The sequence below is a fragment of the Streptomyces sp. NPDC058751 genome (genome assembly GCF_042746485.1).
In the GTDB taxonomy this organism is placed as follows: domain Bacteria; phylum Actinomycetota; class Actinomycetes; order Streptomycetales; family Streptomycetaceae; genus Streptomyces.
The window spans coordinates 1-24421 of the sequence record NZ_JBHYPZ010000036.1 but is presented as its reverse complement, the minus strand read 5'-3'; the positions used below and the strand labels follow the sequence as shown (position 1 = coordinate 24421).

At 71.2% G+C, this 24421-nt stretch carries 17 protein-coding genes; 9 read left to right on the top strand and 8 right to left on the bottom strand.

The annotated features are described in order from the left end of the window. Positions 1-44 precede the first annotated feature (44 nt). A complete protein-coding gene (locus tag ACFW6B_RS29025) occupies positions 45-665 on the bottom strand; it encodes a hypothetical protein (protein WP_386600457.1) in 621 nt (206 codons plus the stop codon). Positions 666-1088: 423 nt separating this feature from the next. On the opposite strand from ACFW6B_RS29025, the gene ACFW6B_RS29020 reads away from it, so the two are divergent. From ACFW6B_RS29020 to ACFW6B_RS29000, 5 genes are read left to right on the top strand one after another with little or no spacing between them, the layout of a single operon-like run. Beyond that, a complete protein-coding gene (locus ACFW6B_RS29020) occupies positions 1089-4055 on the top strand; it encodes a nitrate- and nitrite sensing domain-containing protein (RefSeq protein WP_386600455.1) in 2967 nt (988 codons plus the stop codon). Then, on the top strand, positions 4052-4492 hold the full coding sequence (locus tag ACFW6B_RS29015) for a roadblock/LC7 domain-containing protein (RefSeq protein ID WP_386600452.1): 441 nt from the start codon (positions 4052-4054) through the stop codon (positions 4490-4492). Before ACFW6B_RS29020 ends, ACFW6B_RS29015 begins: the two co-directional genes overlap by 4 nt. A gap of 9 nt (positions 4493-4501) precedes the next feature. Next, positions 4502-4897 (top strand): DUF742 domain-containing protein, encoded by a 396-nt coding sequence (locus tag ACFW6B_RS29010; RefSeq protein ID WP_386600450.1) that lies wholly within the window; start codon positions 4502-4504, stop codon positions 4895-4897. Between the two features lie 24 nt (positions 4898-4921). Next, positions 4922-8563 (top strand): hydantoinase B/oxoprolinase family protein, encoded by a 3642-nt coding sequence (locus ACFW6B_RS29005; protein WP_386600447.1) that lies wholly within the window; start codon positions 4922-4924, stop codon positions 8561-8563. Continuing rightward, a complete protein-coding gene (locus ACFW6B_RS29000) occupies positions 8544-9149 on the top strand; it encodes an ATP/GTP-binding protein (RefSeq protein ID WP_386600445.1) in 606 nt (201 codons plus the stop codon). The genes ACFW6B_RS29005 and ACFW6B_RS29000 overlap by 20 nt, the downstream gene beginning before the upstream one ends. A 209-nt stretch (positions 9150-9358) precedes the next feature. On the opposite strand, the gene ACFW6B_RS28995 is transcribed toward ACFW6B_RS29000, so the two are convergent. The 3 genes from ACFW6B_RS28995 to ACFW6B_RS28985 form a co-directional block, all read right to left on the bottom strand. Further along, positions 9359-11002 carry an EAL domain-containing protein gene (locus ACFW6B_RS28995; protein WP_386600443.1) on the bottom strand — a complete coding sequence of 548 codons (1644 nt, stop codon included), beginning with the start codon at positions 11000-11002 and terminating at the stop codon, positions 9359-9361. Between the two features lie 133 nt (positions 11003-11135). Next, positions 11136-12326 (bottom strand): lipid-transfer protein, encoded by a 1191-nt coding sequence (locus ACFW6B_RS28990; RefSeq protein WP_386600441.1) that lies wholly within the window; start codon positions 12324-12326, stop codon positions 11136-11138. A gap of 28 nt (positions 12327-12354) precedes the next feature. Further along, positions 12355-12801, bottom strand: coding sequence for a Zn-ribbon domain-containing OB-fold protein (locus ACFW6B_RS28985; RefSeq protein WP_386600438.1), 447 nt, complete (start codon positions 12799-12801; stop codon positions 12355-12357). A 239-nt stretch (positions 12802-13040) separates the two neighbouring features. Between ACFW6B_RS28985 and ACFW6B_RS28980 the strand changes: the two genes are divergently transcribed. Then, entirely contained in the window at positions 13041-13577 is a 537-nt protein-coding gene (locus ACFW6B_RS28980; RefSeq protein ID WP_386600436.1) for an NUDIX domain-containing protein, read from the top strand. Between the two features lie 3 nt (positions 13578-13580). Here ACFW6B_RS28980 and ACFW6B_RS28975 read toward each other — a convergent pair whose 3' ends face one another. Beyond that, entirely contained in the window at positions 13581-15956 is a 2376-nt protein-coding gene (locus ACFW6B_RS28975; RefSeq protein ID WP_386600434.1) for a TIM-barrel domain-containing protein, read from the bottom strand. 213 nt (positions 15957-16169) lie between these two features. Here ACFW6B_RS28975 and ACFW6B_RS28970 point away from each other — a divergent pair, with 213 nt between their 5' ends. Further along, complete coding sequence (locus ACFW6B_RS28970) at positions 16170-18137, top strand: acetoacetate--CoA ligase (protein ID WP_386600432.1); 1968 nt, start codon at positions 16170-16172, stop codon at positions 18135-18137. A gap of 16 nt (positions 18138-18153) precedes the next feature. Here the strand turns inward: ACFW6B_RS28970 and ACFW6B_RS28965 are convergent, their stop codons facing one another. Next, the gene (locus ACFW6B_RS28965) at positions 18154-19473 is read right to left on the bottom strand and encodes an aminotransferase class I/II-fold pyridoxal phosphate-dependent enzyme (protein WP_386600430.1); all 1320 of its coding nucleotides are present in this window, start codon (positions 19471-19473) and stop codon (positions 18154-18156) included. A gap of 110 nt (positions 19474-19583) precedes the next feature. Here ACFW6B_RS28965 and ACFW6B_RS28960 point away from each other — a divergent pair, with 110 nt between their 5' ends. Next, the gene (locus tag ACFW6B_RS28960) at positions 19584-20792 is read left to right on the top strand and encodes an MFS transporter (RefSeq protein WP_386600428.1); all 1209 of its coding nucleotides are present in this window, start codon (positions 19584-19586) and stop codon (positions 20790-20792) included. Positions 20793-20814: 22 nt separating this feature from the next. After that, positions 20815-21708 (top strand): hypothetical protein, encoded by an 894-nt coding sequence (locus ACFW6B_RS28955; protein ID WP_386600426.1) that lies wholly within the window; start codon positions 20815-20817, stop codon positions 21706-21708. 81 nt (positions 21709-21789) lie between these two features. On the opposite strand, the gene ptsP is transcribed toward ACFW6B_RS28955, so the two are convergent. Together ptsP and ACFW6B_RS28945 are read right to left on the bottom strand one after the other, a co-directional pair. Continuing rightward, positions 21790-23460 (bottom strand): phosphoenolpyruvate--protein phosphotransferase, encoded by a 1671-nt coding sequence (gene ptsP / locus ACFW6B_RS28950; protein WP_386600424.1) that lies wholly within the window; start codon positions 23458-23460, stop codon positions 21790-21792. 78 nt (positions 23461-23538) lie between these two features. Then, on the bottom strand, positions 23539-23988 hold the full coding sequence (locus tag ACFW6B_RS28945) for a PTS glucose transporter subunit IIA (RefSeq protein ID WP_386600421.1): 450 nt from the start codon (positions 23986-23988) through the stop codon (positions 23539-23541). Between the last annotated feature and the right edge of the window lie 433 nt (positions 23989-24421).

The following is a 24421-nucleotide window of genomic DNA, read 5'->3' as shown; positions in this document are numbered from 1 at the left end:
AGGCGGCCGGCCGGCGGACCGAGGTGCGGCGGGCCGCCGCCCCGCTACGAGTGCGACAACTGCCCGGCCCCGCCCTGCCTGCGTATCCGCTCCTGGGCCCGCGCCGTCAGCCGAGCCTGACGCCTGGCCCTGCGACGCTCGCGCCGGAGCGCCCGCGCCGTGCTGCTCGGCACCGACACCACGCCGTTGCGCTGGTTCCACACCTGCCGGGTCACCCAGACGTCCAGGACGGCCCATGTGGCGACGACCGTACTGGCCACACTGCTGAGGACCATAGGGAAGGCCAGCCAGGACTCCGCCATCGTGCACAGGAACGCCACCACGGCCTGTATCAGCGTGACCGAGATGACGAGCACCGCACGCACGGCGGACGTACGCACCGGATCGGGCAGCCGACGCCTGCGCGCGGGCTCCTCGATCCACAACGGGCGGTAGTGCGCCCGCTCTTCGTGGTCCTCGTATGCGTTCGTGACCGTGCTCTTGCCCTCGGGCGAGGCGGTGTCCCGGAGGTCCGCCGTGCCGAGCCCGTCCGTCGCCGGCCTCGCGTCCGGACGATCGTGACCCGCTGCCGGAACGCCGTCGTCCGTTGCCCGAGTGGCCAGTTGTGCCGCCTTCCGTGTCTCAACCTCAGCAGCGGATGCCTCGCTCCGCTCTGCCGTGCCCATCACTTTGTCACTCCCCACCGCCCAGCAGCCCTCTCGCACGGGTGTCTTGCGACCCCCGCCCCCCAGTGGCTGCCCGGCTTACGCTCTTTTACGCCGACTGAGCTCGGCATGCGGCACCTGTGGCCGATTCCGCCCTCAATTCCCGTACATACAGACGAACAACCTGCCCCGAAGATTCCCGCCGAGCGAAAAATTTCGGCCAACTGACGAAGTTCCCCGCTCCGATGGGATCCGGCCCCAAGTGTCGGATTCGAGGGCGCAATCTCCCCCAATGAACGGACAACTCCCCCTCTCTCGTTCCCCGTCGAGCCAGGACCACCCGCCGGATGGTCTTCGAGTTGTCTCTGTGTCAGTAGTAGGCTCGCGCCGTTTGTTGACGCACATGTGTGCCCCCGGCCGGAGGGGGTCGAGCTGGGGGAGGCCATGCGCTTTCGCGGGAAGTCCATCCGCCGGAAGATTGTGGCGCTGCTCCTCGTGCCCCTCGTGTCGTTGACCGCGATCTGGGCTCTCGCCACCGTGCTCACGGGCCGGGAGGCCGGTCGGCTCATCGGCGTCTCCGAGGTCGTGAACAAGATCGGCTACCCGGCCGAGGACACCGTCAGGGTTCTCCAACGGGAACGCCGCCAGACACTCGTCTACCTGGCCGACCCGCGCGCGTCCGACGGGCTCGCGGCGCTCGAACGCAGCCGCGCCGCCACCGACAGAGTCCTGGCGAAGGTCCGCAGGAACGCCAGGGACAAGGGCGTGCGCGAGGAACTCGGCGGCGGCACCGCGGAGCGCCTCACCTCGCTCCTCGACGCCGTCGACGGGATCTCCTCGCTGCGCAGCGGCGTCGAGGACGGCACCTTCGACCGCGTACAGACGCTCGGCCTCTACAACCGCCTCATCGATCCCTGCTACGTCCTGCTGGCCGACCTGCACGTGGTCGACGACGTGGAACTGGACAAGGAGAGCCGCGCCCTCGTCAACGTGTCCCGCGCCCGCGAACTGCTCTCCCGCGAGGACGCCCTCCTCGGCTCCGCACTGGTCGCCGGCCGTATCACCCGGGCCGAACTCCGCGAGGTCTCCGACCTCGTGGCCCAGCGCACGCTGCTCTACGACATCAGCCTGCCGCTCCTTCCCTCCGCGGACCGCACCCGCTTCGAGCGCTACTGGGGAAACGCCGGCACCGGACCGCTGCGCGCGGCCGAACAGGCGGTCGCCGCCTCCACGGACGGCGCGCCGAGCGGCGTCACGGCGAAGGGCTGGGACGGCGCGGCCGGGCATGTGCTCGCCGAGCTCGGTCAACTCGAGGACCAGGCGGGCGACCACTACCGGGACCGGGTCCGGCCCGTCGCCCTGAGCGTCATCCTCCAGGCCGTCGGCGCGGGCGTGGTGGGACTGATCGCCCTGCTGATCTCCCTCGTCATGTCCGTACGCATCGGCCGGAGCCTCATCCGCGACCTGCGGCGCCTGCGAACGGAAGCCCACGAGGCCTCCGGTGTACGGCTGCCCAGCGTCATGCGCAGGCTCTCCGCGGGCGAGCAGGTCGACGTCGAGACCGAGGTGCCGCGCCTGGAGTACGACAGGAACGAGATAGGCGAGGTCGGCCAGGCCCTCAACACCCTTCAGCGCGCCGCCGTCGAGGCGGCCGTCAAGCAGTCAGAACTGCGTGAGGGCGTCTCCGAGGTCTTCGTCAATCTCGCGCGCCGCAGCCAGGTGCTGCTCCACAAGCAGCTCACCCTCCTCGACACCATGGAACGCAGGACTGAGGACACCGACGAACTGGCCGACCTGTTCCGCCTCGACCACCTGACCACCCGTATGCGCCGCCATGCCGAGGGACTCGTCATCCTGTCCGGCGCGGCGCCGTCCCGGCAGTGGCGCAAACCGGTCCAGCTCATGGACATCGTCCGCGCCGCCGTCGCCGAGGTCGAGGACTACGAACGCGTCGAGGTACGCCGGCTGCCGCGCGTCGCCGTCACCGGCCCCGCCGTCGCCGACGTCACCCATCTCGTGGCCGAACTCCTGGAGAACGCGACGGTTTTCTCGCCCCCGCACACGGCCGTCCAGGTCGTCGGTGAACGCGTCGCCAACGGGTTCACCCTGGAGATCCACGACCGAGGCCTCGGTATGACCGCCGAGGCACTGCTCGATGCCAACCTGCGGCTCGCCGAGACCCCGGAGTTCGAACTCTCCGACACCGACCGGCTCGGCCTCTTCGTGGTCAGCCGGCTCGCCCAGCGGCAGAACGTCCGCGTCTCGCTCCAGCCTTCCCCGTACGGCGGCACCACCGCGGTCGTCTTCATACCGGACGCACTCCTCACCGACGACGTCCCGGACACCAACGGCGTCGGATTCCGCCTCGACCGCGCCCTGCCCTCCAAGGAGCGCAGGACCGAGAAGCGCCCCGGCGCGGCACTCGCCGAATCGTCGGCGCGCCTGCCCGGTCTGCCCGCCTCCGTCCTCGACGGCCCCGTCGAGCTGGACGCGCCCGTCGACCTGGACACGCTCACCGGATTCCCCGGCGCGCTCGACGACGAGGACAGTGAACGCGGAGGACTGTTCCGGCCGCGGCGCTCCATCGCCGGGGTCCCCGAGGGACGGCACCGGCAGGCCGGGGACGGCGACGGATCCGTCCCTCCGGAGGACGACCGTCCGGACGGCGCTCCGGTCCCGTTGCCACGACGCCGGGCACCCAAGCTCGTCAGCTCCCACGGCCGTCCCGTCACGGGGACCAGAACGTGGCGCGACCAGGTGGACGAAGGCACGGCCCAGGGCACCGACTCGGCGCGGGACCCCGAACCGAGGGAGAACACGGGCCACCGGGAACACCGCGTGCCCGAGCTCGAAGGCACGAAGCCCCTTCCCAGACGGCGCGGCGAGCGGCCCGCCGTCTCGGCCCGGCACGGTGCCGAACGCTCCGGCGCCCCCGGTTCACGCGGAACCTTCGGAACACCCGGGAGACCCGCTCTCCACGAGGCACCCGAATCCCCTGGAACGACCGGTCCCGGTGAGAGCGCCGGCCGTCCGGAGACACCGGGCCACCGCGATGCCCCGGCTCTGCCCCGGCGCAGCCGCACCACGGCGTCCGCCGAGGGCCCGGACGACACGACTCCCCGCCGCGACACCCCGACAGGACAGACGGAAGCGGGTACGGCTCCGCTGCCCCGGCGTGTCCGGCAGGCGAACCTGGCCCCGCAGCTGAAGGACGGACCCGCGCGGCTCGCCGAGCGCGCCGACGGCCGCGGCGGCACGGGACCGGACCCCGCGGAACGGGACGCCGACGAGGTACGCAGCCGTATGGCCTCGCTCCAGCGTGGCTGGCAGCGCGGCCGTAAAGAGAACGCCGAGGGCGACCAGGCCCAGGACGGCTCAGCAAGAGGAACGACAAAGGGGGACGGTCGATGACCGCACCGAAGGCCGCAGGGCCCGCCGCGACCAGCAATGTGGCCAGTGAGCTGAACTGGCTGCTCGACGAACTGGTGGACCGCGTCGCCAGTATCAACAAGGCGATCGTGCTCTCCGGCGACGGCCTTCCCACGGGGGCCTCGAAGGACCTCACCCGGGAGGACAGCGAACACCTGGCCGCCGTCGCCTCCGGCTTCCACAGCCTCGCCAAGGGCGTCGGCCGGCACTTCGAGGCGGGCGGTGTCCGCCAGACCGTCGTCGAACTCGACGAGGCCTTCCTGTTCGTCACGGCCGCCGGCGACGGGAGCTGCCTCGCCGTCCTCTCGGACGCCGACTCCGACGTCGGCCAGGTCGCCTACGAGATGACGCTCCTCGTCAAGCGCGTCGGCGCACATCTGGCCTCCGCTCCGCGCACCGATCTGCCCTCGGGCGGGTAGTGGGATGGCATGAGCGGAGACGGTCAGGGAAGACGCCACTGGTTCGACGACGAGGCGGGACCGGTGGTCCGCCCATACGCCATGACCCGCGGCCGTACCACCAGCGCGGCTCAGCACCGCCTCGATCTGATCGCGCTGGTGGTCACGGAACAGCACGCCGAGGACCCCGAGGCGGACCACACGCTGTCCCCGGAACACGTGGACATCGTCGAACTCTGCCGTGACGTCCCCCAGTCCGTCGCCGAACTCGCGGCGGAACTCGATCTGCCCGTCGGAGTGGTGCGGGTCCTGATCGGGGACCTGGTGGATGACGAAATGGTTCATGTGACACGTCCCGTTCCCCCTGCCGAACTGCCGGACGAGAGTATTCTGCGCGACGTGATCAGCGGCCTCCGGGCGCTCTGAGCTGGGCGGAAACGGGGAACAGACGTGACAGGCTGGCAGTTCTGGGTCGACCGGGGCGGGACCTTCACGGACATCGTCGCGCGGCGGCCCGACGGCGGGCTGCTCACGCACAAACTGCTGTCCGACAATCCGGCCCGCTACGCCGACGCGGCCGTCGCCGGCGTCCGCGAAATCCTCGGAGGCGAAGAGGACGGCGCGGGCGCCCCGGTCGACGCCGTCCGCATGGGCACCACCGTCGCGACCAACGCCCTCCTGGAACGCAAGGGCGAGCGCACGCTCCTCGTCACCACCCGGGGCTTCCGCGACGCCCTGCGCATCGCCTACCAGAACCGCCCCGCCATCTTCGCCCGCGAGATCGAGCTCCCCGAGCTCCTGTACGAACGGGTGGTCGAGGTCGACGAACGGATCGCCGCCGACGGCACCGTCCTGCGCGCCCCCGACCTGGACGCCCTCGCCGCATCCCTCCAGGAGGCGTACGACGACGGGATCCGCGCGGTCGCCGTGGTCTGCATGCACAGCCATCTCCACCCCGCACACGAACAGGCAGTGGGAGGGCTGGCGACACGTGTCGGCTTCCCGCAGGTCTCCCTCTCCAGCGAGGTCAGCCCGCTGATGAAGCTGGTGCCGCGCGGTGACACGGCCGTCGTCGACGCCTACCTGTCGCCCGTGCTGCGCCGCTACGTCCAACAGGTCGCCGCCGAACTCCGGGACGTACGGCTGATGTTCATGCAGTCCAACGGAGGCCTCGCCGAGGCCAGACAGTTCCGCGGCAAGGACGCCGTCCTGTCGGGCCCCGCCGGCGGCATCGTCGGCATGGCCCGGATGTCGCAGCTCGCCGGCTACGACCGTGTCATCGGATTCGACATGGGCGGAACGTCCACGGACGTCTCCCACTTCGCCGGAGACTACGAACGGACCTTCACCACCCGGATCGCCGGGGTCCGGCTGCGCGCCCCCATGCTGGACATCCACACGGTCGCGGCGGGCGGCGGATCGGTCCTCCACTTCGACGGTTCCCGCTACCGCGTGGGACCCGACTCGGCCGGGGCCGCCCCCGGGCCCGCCTGCTACCGCAACGGCGGTCCCCTGACGGTCACCGACGCCAACGTCGCCCTCGGACGCGTCCAGCCCGCGCACTTCCCGAAGGTGTTCGGTCCCGGCGGGGACCAGCCCCTCGACGCCGCCCTCGTCCGGGAACGGTTCACCACCCTCGCGCACGAGATCCGCGAGAGGACCGGCGACGCCCGTACCCCCGAACAGGTCGCCGAGGGATACCTGCAGATCGCCGTGGCCAACATCGCCAACGCCGTCAAGCGGATCTCCGTCCAGAAGGGCCACGACGTCACCCGCTACGCGCTCACCACGTTCGGTGGCGCCGGAGGACAGCACGCCTGCATGGTCGCCGACTCGCTCGGCATCCGCACCGTCCTGGTCCCGCCCATGGCAGGCGTCCTGTCCGCCCTCGGCATCGGACTCGCCGACACGACGGCCATGCGCGAACAGTCCGTCGAGGTACTCCTCGAACCGTCCTCGATGCCGGGCATCCGCAAAACCGCCGACGATCTGGAGAACGCCACCCGCGCCGAACTCCTCGCCGAGGACGTCCCCGAGGGCCGCGTCAGGATCACCCGCCGGGCGCAGCTCCGCTATGACGGCACGGACACGGCACTGACCGTCGAGCTCACCGAGCCCGACACCATGATCCACACCTTCGAAGAACGTCATCGCGCCACCTACTCCTTCACCCTCGACCGTCCGGTCGTCGTCGAAGCCCTCTCCGTGGAAGCCACCGGTCTCACCGAACCCCCCGATCTCTCCGCCCTCGCCCCCGACAGGGCCGCACCCGGGTCCGGCCCGGCCGCCGCGCAGACCGTCCGGCTCCACACGGGCGGCTCCTGGCACGACGTGCCCCTGCACCACCGCGGGGAACTCCCGCCCGGCGAGACCGTGAACGGGCCCGCGATCATCGCCGAGGCAGGCGCGACCACCGTCGTCGACGACGGCTGGCGGGCCGCGACGACCGACGACGGGCATCTGGTCATGGAACGCGCGGCGGTCACGGAGAGTTCCGATCTCGGCACACAAGCGGACCCCGTCCTGCTCGAGGTCTTCAACAACCTCTTCATGTCCATCGCCGAACAGATGGGCGCCCGCCTGGAATCGACCGCCCAGTCCGTCAACATCAAGGAGCGCCTGGACTTCTCCTGCGCCCTGTTCGATCCCGGCGGAAACCTGGTGGCCAACGCCCCGCACATCCCGGTCCACCTGGGCTCGATGGGTACGAGCGTGCAGGAGGTCGTCCGGCGGCGCGGCGACACCATGCGGCCCGGGGACACCTACGCCGTCAACGACCCCTACCACGGCGGCACCCACCTCCCCGACGTCACCGTGATCACCCCGGTCTTCGACACGGAGGGTGAGCGGATCCTGTTCTACGTCGCCTCGCGCGGACACCACGCCGAGATCGGCGGCATCGCCCCGGGCTCCATGCCGGCGAACAGCCGCGCCATCGACGAGGAGGGCATCCTCTTCGACAACTGGCTGCTCGCCGAGAACGGACGGTTCCGGGAGACGGAGACACGGGCCCTGCTCACAGCGCCGCCGTACCCCTCGCGCAATCCGAAGACGAACCTCGCCGACCTGCGCGCCCAGATCGCCGCCAACCGGAAAGGCGTCGACGAAGTCGGCCGGATGATCGAGGACTTCGGGCTCGATGTCGTCCAGGCGTACATGAAGCACGTCCAGGACAACGCGGAGGAGGCCGTGCGCCGCGTCATCGACACGCTCGAAGACGGGGAGTGCGCCTACGAGACGGACTCGGGGGCGGTCATCCGGGTCCGTGTCCGCGTGGACCGCGAGGCACGCTCGGCCACCGTGGACTTCACGGGCACGTCCGCGCAGCTCGCCACCAACTTCAACGCGCCCTTCGCCGTCGTCAACGCGGCGGTCCTGTACGTCTTCCGTACCCTGGTGGACGACGACATCCCGCTCAACGACGGCTGTCTGCGCCCCCTGCGTATCGTGGTGCCGCCCGGGTCGATGCTCGCCCCCGAGCCGCCGGCCGCCGTGGTCGCCGGCAACGTGGAGACGTCCCAGGCGATCACCGGCGCCCTCTACGCGGCTCTGGGCGTCCAGGCCGAGGGCTCCGGCACCATGAACAACGTCACCTTCGGCAACGAGCGCCACCAGTACTACGAGACGGTGGCCTCCGGGTCGGGCGCGGGCGACGGTTTCCCCGGCGCCCCCGTCGTGCAGACCCACATGACCAACTCGCGGCTCACCGACCCCGAGGTCCTGGAGTGGCGACTGCCCGTCAGGCTCGAGGAGTTCGCGATTCGACACGGCAGCGGCGGCCCCGGACACTGGCGGGGTGGCGACGGCGCCGTACGACGTATCCGTTTTCTGGAACCGATGACCCTCTCGACGCTCTCGCAGCACCGAAGGGTGCCGCCGTACGGCATGGCGGGCGGCGAGTCCGGTGCTCTCGGCGTCAACCGGGTCGAGCGCGCCGACGGCACCGTCACGGAACTCGGCGGAAGCGATGCGGCGGACGTCGGACCCGGCGACGTACTCGTCATCGAAACCCCTGGCGGCGGTGGCTACGGCCCACCGTCGCGCGACCCCCACAAAGCAGGAGAAGAGATCGATGATCTTCGGGCGTTCTGAGCGCGGCAAGCCTCCGGTCGAGCCCGTCACGCTCAAGATCCTGGTCGCGGGCGGCTTCGGCGTGGGCAAGACGACCCTCGTCGGCGCGGTCAGCGAGATCAGGCCGCTGCGCACCGAGGAAGTCCTCACCGAGGCGGGCCGGCCCGTCGACGACCTCAGCGGCGTGGAGGGCAAGCGCACCACGACCGTCGCCATGGACTTCGGCCGGATCACGCTGCGCGAGGATCTGGTGCTCTATCTGTTCGGGACCCCGGGCCAGGACCGTTTCTGGTTCCTCTGGGACGAGCTCGCCACAGGTGCCCTGGGCGCGGTCGTGCTGGCCGACACCCGCCGTCTGGAGGACTGCTTCGCCGCGGTCGACTACTTCGAGCGGCGCTCCATCCCCTTCGTGGTCGGGGTCAACTGCTTCGACGAAGCGGCCCGTTACCCCACGGAGGCCGTCCGCCAGGCCCTCGACCTCGACCCGGACGTGCCCGTCGTCCTCTGTGACGCGCGCGACCGAGAGTCGGTCAAGGAGGTCCTCATCCGCGTCGTCCAGCATGCGATGGCGCACGCGGCCGCGGCCCGCGAGGCCGTCACGACCTGACGCCACCGCCGGCCCGTACCCGCGCCGACCGGTGTACGGGCCGCGGCCGTGCACGCGCGCGTGGTGCACCCGAGCGGCACGCGCGCGTGAACCCCTGTCCCGCGCCGTCACGCGGCACGGGACAGGGCGGTTGGACACTCTCGCTCAGGCGCTCAGGCGCTCAGGCGCTCAGGCGCTCAGGCGCTCAGGCGCTCAGGCGCTCGGCCGGGTCAGCCGGTCAGTGTCTGACCGTACGCCTCCATCGGACCGGTCCCGGTCCCGCGCCGGATCTCATGCCCGGGCAGTCCCGCGTGCCCCAGTACCCAGCTCGCCCCGTCCAGCGCTTTGGCGGCCTGCTTGAGGGGTGCCAGAGACGTGGCCGCCTGCCGGTGGTCGACCACGCTGCCGGGTGCGCACAACACCGTGGCCAGCGACAGCGTGACGGCGCGGCCGCCCGCGGCCCAGGGTGTGTCGAGCACCGACACGGCCAACGGGTCGAAGGTGTCGGGGTCGGCCAGGACCAGGAAGTCGTCGCCGCCGATGTGCCCGACCAGCGTCGTCTCCGACACCGAGTGCTGCAGCATCCGTCCCACCGCCTTGATCAGCTCGTCGCCGGCGGCGAACCCCGCTCTGTCGTTGACCTGCTTGAAGTGGTCGATGTCCAGCCAGCTCAGCGCGAACGTCCGGCCCTCCGCGATCCGCCGGTCCACCTCCCCGGTGATCGTGTCCGAACCGGGCAGCCGGGTCAGCGGGTTGAGCCCCACGGCCTCCTCGACCCGGCTCTCCGACAGTGCCCGTACGAGGTCCGCGAGGCGTACGACGCCCACGCACCGCCCGTACCGGTCGACGACCGCGACGTCGTCGGACGTACGGTCCCGGTCCCCGTCGGCGACGACGTCCAGCACTTCCCAGGCCGTCGCGTCGACGCCGACCGTACGTGGCGCGTCACCCAGTCTGGCGGCCGGCCGGTCGGCGTACAGCGCGTGCCCGTAGCGTCCGGACATCGACAGCAGGAAGCGCGACCGGTGCGCCGAGCGGACCGGTACGCCGAACGGGTCCACGAGCAGCACACCGGACACGTCGGGCGACCCGGTGAGCAGGGCCCTGACCTCTCCGGCCGACGCGGTGGCCGGCAGCAGCGCGGCCGGGCGGAGGAACTGCCCGACGGGGGGTCCGGACCTCGGCGTGCTGCGGACGCCGGGCGACAGCGCCGGAACGTACACGTCCGCCGAGGGAAGCCGGGCGGGCGGGGCGAACAGGTCGCCCTGCGCGAGCTGCGCGCCCGCCGACACCGCGGCGGCGCACTGCAGTTCCGTTTCGACGCCCTCGACGGACAGCAGCGCGCCGAGCTGTTCGCACAGCGTCCGCATCGCGCGTACCGCCGCGGGCCGCGACAGCAGGGACGCGTCGAGCTTCATCAGCTCCGGGGCCAGGTCCGTGAGCAGACGCAGCGGTACGTCCCCGTCGCCGATTCCGTCCGCGCAGATCCGGAAGCCCTCCCCGCGGACCGCGGCCACCGCCTCCAGCAGAGCGTGCTGCGGGACGTGCGTGTACGGCGGGCCGACGTCGACGGTGACCTCCCAGGGCAGCCGCCCCGCTTGCCGTACCTCGTCGCGCAGCGCGGAGAGTCGGCCGAGATCGGCCAGTGTTCCGGCGAACACGTTGACGTGCAGGGGGAGCAGTGTCTCTTTGCGGGCGGCGGCGCGGACGGCCAGCGCGGCCAGCCGTCCGTCCAGTTCGGGATCGCGCCGGGCCCGCGCCAGGATGTCTCCGGATTCCGGGCGGGCGAGTGTCTCCAGCGCCGCGACCCCTCCGGTCGTCAGGTTGACGACCGGCTGGAAGGCGAAACGGACCATATCCGTCCAGGAGGGCACAACAGCATGGTCCCGCCGCTGACGTGTGTCGGTGAGCGGTTCACGAGGTGTTCACGCAGGATTCCGGGGCTGCCACGGCGGGTGCGGGGGTGGGCACCGCAGGCACCCCGGCCGGGAGCGGGCCGCCGCGGTGCTAGCGAACCGCCACGACCGAAGAGCCGTGCCCGAACAGCCCCTGGTTCGCGGTGATCCCCACCCGTGCCCCGGCGACCTGCCGGTCACCCGCGTTGCCGCGCAACTGCCGGGTCAGCTCGCACACCTGGGCGATGGCCTGGGCCGGAACGGCCTCTCCGAAGGAGGCGAGCCCGCCGCTGACATTCACCGGTATGCGTCCGCCGAGTGCCGTGGCGCCTTCCCGCAGGAGTTTGGCGGCTTCGCCCTCCGCACAGAGCCCGAGGTCTTCGTACCACTGCAGTTCCAGCGCCGTCGACAGATCGTAGACCTCCGCGAGCGAGAGGTCCTCGGGCCCGATGCCCGCCTCCTCGCAAGCCGCCCGGGCGATGGAGGCCCGGAAGCTCCCGGCGGTGGGCTCCACGGCGGCCGCCGAGTCCGTGGCGATGTCCGGCAGATCCAGCACGGTGTTCGGGTAGCGCGGCGACACGGTCGACACCGCGCGGATCCGCACCGGCTCGGCGACCCCGCGCCGGCGGGCGAACCCCATGTCGGCCAGCACCACGGCGGCGCCGCCGTCCGAGGTCGCGCAGATGTCGAGCAGCCGCAGCGGATCGGCGACCACGGCCGACGCGGCGACCTCCTCGGCCGTGACCCGCTTGCGGTAGCGGGCGTGGGGATTGAGCGCGCCCTGGGCCGCGTTCTTGACTTTCACCTGGGCGAAATCCTCGGGGGTGTCGCCGTACAGAGCCATCCGGCGCCGTGCGTACAGCCCGAAGTACGTCGGATTGGTCGCTCCGAGGACCCGGAAGCGCAGCCAGTCCGGATCGTCCGGCCGGTCTCCGCCCGCGGGGCGGAAGAAACCCTTGGGCGCCGCGTCCGCGCCCACCACGAGGACCACCTCTGCGAGGCCCGAGAGTATCTGCGCCCGTGCTGTGGCGAGCGCCTGCGCCCCCGAGGCGCAGGCCGCGTACACACTCGTCACGCGTGCTCCCTGCCATCCCAGCGCCCTCGCGAACGTCGCCCCTGCCACATGGCCCGGATAGCCTCCGCGCACGGTGGACGCGCCCACGACCGAGTCGACGTCCCGCCAGCCGATTCCCGCGTCGTCGAGCGCGGCGCGCGCCGCGGTGACCCCGTACTCGACGAAACGGCGACCCCACTTGCCCCACGGGTGCATCCCCGCACCCAGCACCGCCACATCCCCGCTCACGCCGCCACCCCCGTCCGCCTCGTGTCCTTCACGCCGTCGTCCCTGTCGGCCGCCAGTGCCACGTCGTCCAGGTCGTCTCCGCGTCCTCGTGCAGCACACCGGGGACGACCTCCACCTCCATTCCCACCGCCAGGTCGGAGGCGGTGACCCCGGGAACAGCCTGGCCGAGCACCACCAGGCGCTCGGATTCCAGTTCCACAGCGATCAACGCGTAGGGCTCCCAAGAGAGTTCCGGATCGGTCACATAGGGTGACGGGGGCCGGTAGCGGCTGTCGGTGTACGACCAGACGCGCCCTCGGGGGGACAGCGGCACCTCCGCCAGCTCGCCGCCCGCACACCCCGGATTGCGGCAGAAGGTGTCCTCGCGGGGGAAGAACACCGAGGCGCACGCCGAGCACCGTGTGCCCAGCAGGCGGAAGTCGTTCCCCTCCCCGGTGAACCACCCGGAGACGACAGGTGTGCGTGTGCGCGGCACGGTCCCTCCACGACGCTAGATCTGACGGAACGTCAGGAGTGTGCCACGGGCGGCGGGAATTGGGCAGGGCGTCCGCACGGGACGACGGGCGAACCCCGGACGCCGAAGATCCCGCGGCGACCGGCGACGCAAAAGTGCTTCCGGCCACCTCATCCGCCCCGACGGAGCCGTTCCGTCCCACCGGCATCATCCGGTCCGATCCGAAGACGGCGGTCCGTCGATGGGCTACAGTCCGCGACGTGTCCGAAACCCCGCACCCACCCGCCGACTTCGCGCGCGATTCGCACTGCTCGAGCTGCGGCGCCCCCTACGGAGAGGGCGTCTCCGGCTGGCCCCGCACCTGCGCCGCCTGCGGCACGGTCGCCTACCGCAATCCGCTGCCGGTCGCGGTGGCCCTGCAGCCTGTCCACGACGACCGGGGTGCCGCCCTGGTCGTCATCACGCGGACCATCGCCCCCGCGCGCGGGGGTGTCGCCCTGCCCGGGGGATTCATCGACCACCGGGAGGACTGGCGGCAGGCCGTCGTGCGCGAGCTCAAGGAGGAGACGGGCATCGACGCCGCGAGCAGGGACGTGCGACTCGCCGACGCGATGAGCTCTCCCGCGGGCCATCTGCTGCTCTTCGGGCTCCTTCCGGAACGCCCCGCCGCCGAACTGCCGCGGTCCGCCGCCACCGACGAGACGGAAGGCTGGCACCTGCTGCGCCGGCCGGCCGAACTCGCCTTCCCGCTCCACACCCTGGCGGCCCGTGCCTGGTTCGAGGGACGGTACGTCTGAGGGTCAGGGACGTATCGTCCCCAGTCCTCGCACACGCACGGGGTACGACGGCTCGCTCAGCCCTCCCGCGCCGCCCGCCCGTCGCACCACCACCTCGTCCTCCTCCCAGCGGGACACATGGCGCTCGGCCTCCGGTTCCTCCCAGCCGTCGCCCGGGTCCGGCACGACGAGCCCGCCGCCGACGCTCCCTCGCATAGGCGCCCATGCCTCCAGTTCCAGACCACCGTCGGCACCACGTACGGGCAGGACGGTGCCGGCCCGCGCGAACACCGGGATCCGTGCCAGGGGCGCGTCGACCACCACCTGCGCGGGTCCCTCGTACGCCTTCTCGGTGGCCGTGTCGTACCACCGTCCGCCCGGCAGCTGCACCGTCCGTCGGACCGCGCCCGGGTCGAGCACCGGCGCCACCAGGAAGCTGTCGCCGAGCAGGAACGCGTCCTCGCAGTCGCGCAGCACCCGGTCCTCGGGACTGCCCCACCACAGCGGCCGGACGTACGGGGCGCCCGTGCGGCGCGCCATGTGCGCCAGCGTCATGAAGTACGGGAGCAGCCGCCGCCGTTCGACGAGCGCCACGCGCGCGTGCTCCAGCACTTCGTCACCGAACTCCCAGGGCTCCCTGCGTCCGGCCCGCAGACTCGCGTGCGTGCGGAACAGCGGGAGGTACGCCCCGAGCTGGAACCACCGCAGGTAGAGCTCGGGCGACGGGCTGCCGTCGAAGCCGCCCACATCGGGGCCCGAGTAGGGCACCCCGCTCAGCCCGAGCCCCAGCACCAGGGACAATGACGCCCGCAGCCCAGGCCAGCCCGTGGCCACGTCCCCGGACCACGTCCCCGCGTAACGCTGCAGGCCCGCCCACCCGGAACGCGAGAAGAGGAACGGCCTCTCCTGGGGCACGAGTTCACGCAGACCCTCATAGGCGGCCCGAGCCATGCCGAGCGCGTACACGTTGTGCGCCTCGCGGTGGTCACCGCCGCGGCCCTCCAGGCGGTGCCGGGCCGAACGGGGCAGCGTCGGCTCCCCGAACGCGGTGAACGACGTCGGCTCGTTCATGTCGTGCCAGAACCCCGCGAACCCCTGCCCGAGCCGCTCCGCGTAGAGCCTGCCCCACCACGCGCGCGCCCGCGCGTCCGTGAAGTCCGGGTAGACGACCTCCCCGGGCCACACGACGCCGCGCACGAGCCGTCCCGAGGCGTCCCGCACGAAGGCGTCCTCGGCGAGACCGCTGTCGTACACGGCGTTGCCCGGCTCCGCCTTGACGGCCGGGTCGACGACGGACACCAGCCGGATTCCGTCGCGCCGCAGTTCCTCGGCGAGCTGGGGGAGCTTGGGGAACCTGTCGCGATCGACGGTGAACACCTGGTGGGCGTCGTAGTGGTCGATGTCCAGGTGCACGGCGTCCAGCGGCAGGTCCCGCTCCTGGTAGCCCGCGACGATCCTGCGCACCTCCTGTTCGCCGCCGAAGCCCCACCGGGCGTGCTGGTGTCCCAGCGCCCATGCGGGCGGCAGCGCCGCCGCACCGGTCAGTGACGCCCAGGAGTGCAGCACGCGCGCGGGAGTCCCCACCATCACCCAGCAGCGCAGTGGACCGCCGTCCATGCGCAGCTCGCACGATCCGGCCCGGTCGTGCCCCGATCCGGCGCCCTCCTTGCCCTCCCGAAGGATCACGGTGCCGTCCCACGTCGTGTCGTGGAACACCAGGTGCGTGCCGGCGTCGGCTACGACCATCTGCACAGGCATCGTGAGGTAGAGCGGATCGTCGCCCGGTCCGAAGGTCTGCCCCGGATCCGTGTTCCACAGCCGGTACGTGCCCTCGCGCAGCCGTAGCCCCGCCGCCCGGCCGCCCAGACCGAAGAACCGGGCGTCGGCCGCCACTTCGGAACGCTGTATCCAGCGGGCGGTACCGCCGTCGACGGGTTCCCACCACCGGGGCGGCAGATCCCGGCGCAGGACCACTCCGCCGGGCGTGAGGACCCGGACCGCGCCGTGGCGCGAGACCGTGACCGTGACCCGCTCGGCCACCACGCGCCAGCCGCCCTCCTTGTCCGGCTCCAGAACGGCCCGCGGGTCAGGCTCCGGGGGCCGGCCCGCGAGGGCGTACGACGGCTCCGGCGCGGTCGCGTCCCAGCCCCAGAAGACCGCCCCGCCCACCGTGACCGTGATCCGCAGCTCCGAGCGAGTGAAGCGGACGACCCCGCCGCCGGGGCCCGGCTCCACACCGAGCACCGGCCCCGGCACCCGGGCCCGCTCGGCCCCCCGTCGGGGCAGCCCGGTGGCGTCGGCACGCCTCCTGCGCCACGCCGCCCGTACTGTGAGCAACCCCTGAGTGGTACCCCCCGAGCCGACCGCTTTCACCGAACGCACCAGGTCACGACCGTCCATGCTGCTCACCCTGCCACTGCCGACCCCCGTTGAGCGGCTCGTTCAGCTGCCGTTCACCTGGTGCGACACCACATCTTCATGTAGCCGACTGTGTGGGGCGTGCCCTGGTAAAGAAGTCGATCACATGGCATCGTCCGTGTCAGCCGCGTGACGCGCACACCCCCGCTCGTGCGCGACTGACGCCCACGACGCGCACAGCCCGGGAGCCGCCCCATGTCCACCACGAACCCCTCACCCCTCTGGCAGCCCACAGCCGAGGGCATCGCCCAGGCACAGGTCACGAAGTTCCAGGCCTGGGCGGCCGAACGGCACGGAGCACCGGCCGACGGAGGCTACGCGGCACTGCACCGCTGGTCGGTCGACGAGCTGGACACGTTCTGGAAAGCCGTCACCGAGTGGTTCGACGTACGGTTCTCCACCCCTTACGCGCGCGTGCTCGGCGACCGGGCCATGCCCGGTGCGGCCTGGTTCCCCGGAGGAACCCTCAACTACGCGGAGCACGCCCTGCGCGCCGCGGAGACCCGCGCGGACGAACCGGCCCTCCTGTATGTGGACGAGACCCACGAGTCCGTCCCCGTGACGTGGTCCGACCTGCGTCGCCGGGTCGGTTCCCTCGCCGCAGAACTGCGCGCCCTCGGCGTACGCCCGGGAGACCGGGTCAGCGGCTATCTGCCGAACGTCCCGGAAGCCGTGGTCGCCCTGCTCGCCACGGCCGCCGTGGGCGGGGTCTGGACGTCCTGCGCCCCCGACTTCGGCGCCCGCAGCGTCCTCGACCGCTTCCAGCAGGTCGAACCCGTGGTCCTGTTCGCCGTCGACGGCTACCGCTACGGCGGCAAGGAGCACGACCGCCGCGACACGGTCGCGGAACTGCGCCGTGAACTGCCCACCCTGCGCGCCGTCGTGCACATCCCGCTGCTGGGCACGGAGGCGCCCGAGGGTGCCCTCCAGTGGTCGGCGCTGACCTCCGCCGACGTGGAGCCCGTCTTCGAGCAGGTTCCCTTCGACCACCCGCTGTGGGTGCTCTACTCCTCCGGTACGACCGGCCTCCCCAAGGCCATCGTCCAGTCCCAGGGCGGCATCCTCGTCGAGCACCTCAAGCAGCTCGGCCTGCACTGCGACCTGGGCCCCGAGGACCGCTTCTTCTGGTACACCTCCACCGGCTGGATGATGTGGAACTTCCTCGTCTCCGGCCTCCTGACGGGCACCACGATCGTGCTGTACGACGGCAGCCCCGGGTACCCGGACACGGGCGCCCAGTGGCGCATCGCCGAACGTACGGGGGCGACCCTGTACGGCACGTCCGCCGCGTACGTGATGGCCTGCCGCAAGGCGGGTGTCCACCCCTCGCGCGACTTCGACCTCGGCCGCGTGCGGTGCGTCGCCACGACGGGCTCCCCGCTGCCGCCCGACGGATTCCGCTGGCTGCACGACGAGGTGCGCAAGGACCTGTGGATCGCCTCCGTCAGCGGCGGCACCGACGTGTGCTCCTGCTTCGCCGGAGCGGTACCGACGCTCCCGGTGTACATCGGCGAACTCCAGGCCGCCGGCCTCGGCACCGACCTCCAGTCCTGGGACCCCAGCGGCAAGCCCCTCACCGACGAGGTCGGCGAACTGGTCGTCACCAACCCGATGCCGTCGATGCCCATCCGCTTCTGGAACGACCCCGACGGCAGCCGCTACCACGACAGCTACTTCGACACGTATCCCGGAGTGTGGCGCCACGGCGACTGGATCACCGTCACCTCACGGGGGTCGGTCGTCATCCACGGCCGCTCCGATTCCACGCTCAACCGGCAGGGTGTGCGCATGGGCTCGGCCGACATCTACGAAGCCGTCGAGCGCCTTCCCGAGATCAAGGAGTCGCTCGTCATCGGTGTCGAACAGCCCGACGGGGGCTACTGGATGCCACTGTTCGTCCATCTCGCACCCGGAGCCGTGCTCGACGAGGACCTCCTGAACCGCATCAAGGGCACCATCCGGGAACAGCTCTCCCCGCGCCACGTTCCCGACGAGGTCATCGAAGTACCCGGAGTGCCCCACACCCTGACCGGCAAGCGCATCGAGGTGCCCGTCAAGCGCCTCCTCCAAGGCGCGTCCATGGAGAAGGCCGTCAACGTCGGTTCCGTGGACAACGTCGAACTCCTGCGCTTCTACGAGAAGCTGGCTCGCGAGCGCGGCTGACCTGCCTCCACGGGCATCAGCCCCCGTAGGTGGCCTCCGACTCGCCGAGCACGGCGGCGAAGTCGGAGGCCAGACCGACGGCGTCGGCGGGTGAGAGTTCCGTGACCGAGATGCGTACGCCCGGCGCGGCCGAGGTCCGGAAACGGGCACCTGCCGCGACCCACCATCCGTACGAGCGCAGCCCGTTCACCACCGCCGACTCGTCCCGCACGGGCACCCAGACGTTCAGCCCGCTCGCCCCGTGGGCCCGTACGCCGCGCTCCGCGAGCTCGCGGAGCAACGCGCTCCTGCGCCGCGCGTACGCGTCCTGGGCGCGCCCCACCAACGCGCGCGTGTCCTCGTCCGTCATCAGCTGGAGCACCGTCTCCTGCAGCAGATGACTGACCCAGCCCGACGTCAGCAGCATGCGTCCGTCGTGACGGGCCAGTGTCGTCGGGTCACACGCCGCGGCCGCCCACCGCAGGTCGGTTCCCAGGAACTTGCTGACGGTGCGCACATGGACCCAGCGGTTCAGGCCGTCCGTGGTCAGCGTGCGCAGTGGCGCGCCGGCTACGGACGACGCGTGGTCGTTCTCCACGACCAGCACGTCGGGCGCCTCCCGGAGCTCGGCGACGAGCGCGTCCCGCCGTTCCCCGGAGAAGCCGCCACCACAGGGATTCTGCGCCCGCGGACTGCACACCACCGCGCGCACCCCTGCCCGCAGAGCCGTCCGCAGGGCGTCCGGACGGATGCCCTGGTCGTCCACCGCGACCGGAACCGTGCGCAGTCCCAGCGCCGTGACCAGGTCCAGCAGATGGTGATAGCCGGGGTCCTCCATCGCGACCGCGTCCCCCGGACGCAGTTCCACCGACAGCAGCCGTCCGATCAGGTCCAGCGCACCATGAGCGAACGTCACATGCGCGGCCGGTACTCCATCGGGCTCCAGCCAGTCGCGTACGGCATCCTCCAGCCGGGACAGACGCGGTGTTCCGCGATGGGACCGCGCACCGGGAGAGAGCCGTGACGGAGGCACCAGCAGGGGGAGCAGCGCGGGGTCGGGATGCCCGCCCGCCAGGTCGCGCAGTCCGTCCGGCACGCGGGGCGGACGCCGTGACGCCACGGCAGGCGCGGCGGCGACCACGGTCCCGCCGCGCCCGCGCGTCACCACGATCGCCCGTTGCCGCAGTTCCTTGTACGCCGTCGCGACCGTCCCCGGACTGATGCCGAGCCGCTCGGCCAGGGCGCGCACCGGAGGCAGTGCCGTGCCCGGCTCGAGGGCGCCTTCAGCCACGCCCCGTTCCACGGAGGCGGCAATTCCCTTGGCCGTCGCACCAGTGATCGAATATTGTGCTGCCACATTGCTAACTATGTATCAATACATAATGAGAGGCAAGGGGGCCCGTGAGTCCGACGCGCCGCGCAGCCGCATGGTCGACACACATTCCAGGAGGCCCCGACGGCCGGAGAATGCTCTGGATCGCCCTGGTCGACCGCATAGGCAGCGGCCTGTGGGCATCCGTCTCCGTCCTGTACTTCGCCTACGTCGCCGGCTTCTCGGTCGCACAGATCGGCACGCTCGTGGCCGCAGCGGGAGCGGTCGGCATCGCCGGCGCGCCTCTGGGCGGGCGCATCGCCGACCGGCTGCCCCTGACACGCCTTCTGATCGGGCTCCAGCTCCTGCGCGCCGTCGCCTCCTTAGCACTGCTGACCACGGACGACTACGCCCTCCTGCTGGTGTTCTCCGCGGCGGGCAGCTTCGCCGACCGGGCCGCGAACGTCCTCACCAAGCTGTACGCCACCCGTGTCTCGGGGCCCGACCGCGTCCGCTACCAAGCCGTCAACCGCACCGTCGCCAACGCCGGCTGGGCCCTCGGCGGCCTCGTCGCGGCGGGAGCCCTCACGATCGGCACCACCGTCGCGTACCGATGGCTGCTCGTGGGCGACGCCCTCTCCTTCGTGGCCGTCGCCCTCTTGACCGCCCGCTGCGGCGAACCGCCCTCGGCCACGCGCACGGTCGCCACCTCGAAGGACCCCGCCCCCGCGACGCGACCCGCCGGCCCGTGGCGTGACCGCACCTACCTCGCCTACGTAGCCACCGAGACCCTCCTCTTCCTGAACGACGCCGTGTTCAAGGTCGGGTTGCCCCTGTGCGTCGCCCACTCGGCACAGGCTCCTCACGGCCTCGCACCCCTGTTGATGGTCCTGAACAACGTGATGGTCGTGACCCTCCAGGTCCCCCTGGCGCGATTCGGCGCCACAACGGCCGCGGCCCGTGCGTTGCTCGTCCCGCTCTCCGCGTTCTTCGCCCTCGGAGGTGTTCTCCTGGCGCTCTCCGCGACAGGCGGCACCATGGCCGTGACCCTCTTCCTGACCGCGGCGGCCATCACCTTCACGGTGACGGAGATGCTCCATGCCACCGTTTCGTGGGAACTCTCCGTGGCCCTCGCCCCGGACACCGCGCAGGGCAGCTACCTCGGCGCACACGGACTCGCCCAGGCCGTGCAGCGCAGCGTCGGACCACTTGCTGTCACAGCGGCCATCGCGGCCGGCCCTCTGGGCTGGACCCTCTTCGGCGCGACCATAGCCATGACCTGCATGTTCCAGCACCGTCTCGTCCGTGACCGGCTCACCCGCCCCGCGTTGTCAGTGCCGCCGGTTACTGTGAGTGAGCATTGATCGACTGTGCACAGGGGGAAACATGGCGCACACCCAGCACCACACCATGCGACGCGTCCTGCGCCGCGAAATCGCCGGTACCATCGGCCTGCTGACCGACGAGCAGGACTTCCGGGCGATGCGGCGCTATCGCACCTTCGCCTTCGACGACCACACGACCTATCTCCATCAGGTCGAAACCCTGCTCAAGACACTCGCCGCCCAGGGCAGCCACACCACCGTGGCACTCTTCGACCCCGAGGAGTACGCCGAATTCTGCGCCGAAGCCGGCCTCGAACCCGACACCCCGGCCAGCCGCACCCGCTTCACGGCCCAACTCGCGGCGACCGGTCCCACCATCCCCTACGAGGGGCAGCCCCTCGACGAACTGGTCCCGGACCTCGTAGACGAAGCGGTCCGCCGTGCCACCTGGGAGTACGCCACCACGCTCCTGGCCCGCATCGGCACCTGCGCGACCTGTGGAGAGGACATCGGCCGCGCCTCCTTCATCCGTGCCGCACACCTCCTCACACGGGTCGTCGACACCGCGAGCCCAGGAGAACTCCACCTCGTGTGCAGCGTGTCCTCCGCCCCCGACACGCTCGTCGCCGTACTCCGCACCGATGGGCGTACCGACGGCATCACACACCTGGACGAATCCGAAACCCTCGAATTCACCACTGTCCTGGCCCTGGGCATCGCCACCCGGAGCGCCTGCGGACTCGTCATGCGCACCACCGCCCCCGACACCACCGATCGTGTCTACGGATGGCGCCTGCGAGGCGAGGACCTGGAGCCCCTCACCGCCGGGGAGGTGTTCGACGCCTACTGCACCGACCTCGATTCCGGCGATCTGGTCTCCCCGGAATCAGGCGTCGACTACTGCGTACCGCCCGACCTCGGAGACGGGGGAAAGGGGAAGGGCCACACGCACTGAACGCGAAAGGGGCGCCCCATCCGCAGATGGAGCGCCCCTCCGTACCGAGAACCGCTGTCGCCCGCTGGCGACGCCGTCCGGCTATTCGCCCGACAGCACCGCCTGCGCAGCGGTGCGCGCCTCTTCCGCCGTGTCCGCGGCACGTGCGGCCGAGGCCGCCCGCTCGCACTGCGCCAGCGTGTACTTCGCCAGCGTCGCCCGCACATAGGGGATCGACGCGGCACCCATCGACAGGGAGGTGACCCCCAGACCGGTCAGCACACAGGCCAGCAGCGGGTCGGACGCGGCCTCACCGCAGACACCGCAGCTCTTGCCGTCGGCCTTCGCCGCCTCGGCGGACAGCGCGACCAGGTCGAGCAGCGCCGGCTGCCACGGGTCCTGCAGCCGGGACACCGCGCCCACCTGCCGGTCCGCGGCGAACGTGTACTGCGCGAGGTCGTTGGTTCCCAGGGAAAGGAACTCGACCTCCTGCAGGATCGACCGCGCCCGCAGCGCGGCCGACGGGATCTCCACCATCGCGCCGAACTTCGCCCGCAGCCCGGCCTCACGGCACGCGTCCGCGAACGCCTTGGCGTCCGTACGGTCCGCGACCATCGGAGCCATCACCTCGAGATAGACCGGCAGTCCTTCCGCGGCCTTCGCAAGCGCGGTGAGCTGCGTACGCAGCACATCGGGGTGGTCGAGCAGCGAACGCAGACCCCGTACGCCGAGGGCGGGGTTCGGCTCGTCGGCCGGCGTCAGGAAGTCCAGCGGCTTGTCCGCGCCCGCGTCCAGCACCCGCACCACGACACGGCCCTCGGGGAAGGCCTCGAGCACCTGACGGTACGCCTCGATCTGCTTCTCCTCGGACGGCGCCTTCTTGCTGTCGTCGAGGAAGAGGAACTCGGTACGGAACAGACCGACGCCCTCGGCACCGGCCTCCACGGCCGCCGGCACGTCCGCCGGGCCGCCGACGTTGGCCAGCAGCGGCACCTTGTGCCCGTCGGAGGTGGCGCCCGGGCCCGTCGAGGCCGAGAGTGCCGCCTTGCGCTCGGCCGCGGCGGCCTCGAGCTGTGCCTTCTTCTCGGCACTCGGCTCCACGAAGATCTCACCCGTGCTGCCGTCGACGGCGATGACCGTGCCTTCGGCGAGCTCACCCGCGCCGGGGAGGGCCACGACGGCCGGTACGCCCAGCGCACGCGCCAGGATCGCGCTGTGGCTGGTCGGGCCGCCCTCCTCCGTGACGAAGCCGAGGACCAGGGTCGGGTCCAGCAGCGCCGTGTCGGCGGGCGCGAGGTCGCGCGCGATCAGGACGTAGGGCTCGTCGCTGTCAGGGACGCCCGGCATGGGGACGCCGAGCAGTCGAGCGACGATCCGGTTCCGGACGTCGTCGAGGTCGGCCACGCGTCCGGCGAGGTACTCGCCTGCGCCGGCGAGTAGGGCCCGGTACGCGGCGAGCGCGTCGTAGACCGCACGCTCGGCCGTGCTGCCGACGGCGATCCGCCGGTTCACATCAGCCGTCAGCTCGGGGTCCTGGGCCATCATGGCCTGCGCTTCGAGCACCGCCTGGGCCTCGCCGCCCGCCAGATTGCCGCGTGCAATCAGGTCGGCCGCCACGTCTTCCACGGCCTTGCGGGCGCGTGCCTGTTCGCGGTCCGCGTCCTCCGGGGGGATCTGCTTGGCAGGCGGTTCAAGAACCGCCGTTCCCATGTGCCGAACCTCGCCGATCGCCACACCGTGGCTCACGCCGACGCCTCGCAGCGTTGTCTCCATCTCACCCGTCTCCGAATAGTGCGGCGGGTACCACCGCCGCGGTGGTTGTCGAACACGCCGTCCAGGACAGCGTCGATTTCACTGCCAGCCGAAGAGCGCGTCGCCGGCCTTCACGTCGCCGTCCTCGCGGACGTCTGAGAGGGAGTCCGCCGTGGCCTCCAGGGCCACTACCGGGCACACCGGGGACTTGCCGGCCGCCTCGACGGCGGAGGGGTCCCAGCGCACGACGCTCTGACCACGCGTCACGCTGTCTCCCTTGTTGACGAGCAGCTCGAAGCCTTCGCCATTGAGCTGCACGGTGTCGATGCCCAGGTGCGTGAGCACGCCGTGACCCTCACCGTCGACGACGACGAACGCGTGAGGGTGAAGCGAGACGACCACGCCGTCCACGGGGGCGACGGCCTCCGAGGGTTCACGCACGGGGTCGATCGCCGTGCCGGGGCCGACCATCGCTCCGGAGAACACCGGGTCCGGTACTGCGGCGAGTCCGATGGCGCGTCCTGCAAGAGGGGACGTCACGGTGGTCATGGGAAGCCTCCGAGGTGTGGAGATCTATACGGTCCGTCACTGCCTGTCCCGGACAGCGCACTGTTGAGCAGGGTATGTCATATGAAGTGCCGGTTCCGCGCGAGAGATCCCGATTGGCGCCGTAGAGGACAGGGCAAACGATTTGCGCCCGCTCCCGCACCCCATGTAGAGTCGTACTCCTGCTTGAGGCTGAGCGGCGTGACCAAGGCGTCGTTGCCCGGCAGCACCCAACTTGTCAGATCCTATATCGGGGTCCTGTTCCGCATGTTTGCGGGATGGTGGTCAGCGAGATGGAAAATCACTGATAGGGTTTGGACTCGCCGGAAAGGGAAACGCGGAAGCGGGAACCTGGAAAGCGCCGGGGAAATCGGATACGGAAACGGTCTGATAGAGTCGGAAACGCAAGACCGAAGGGAAGCGCCCGGAGGAAAGC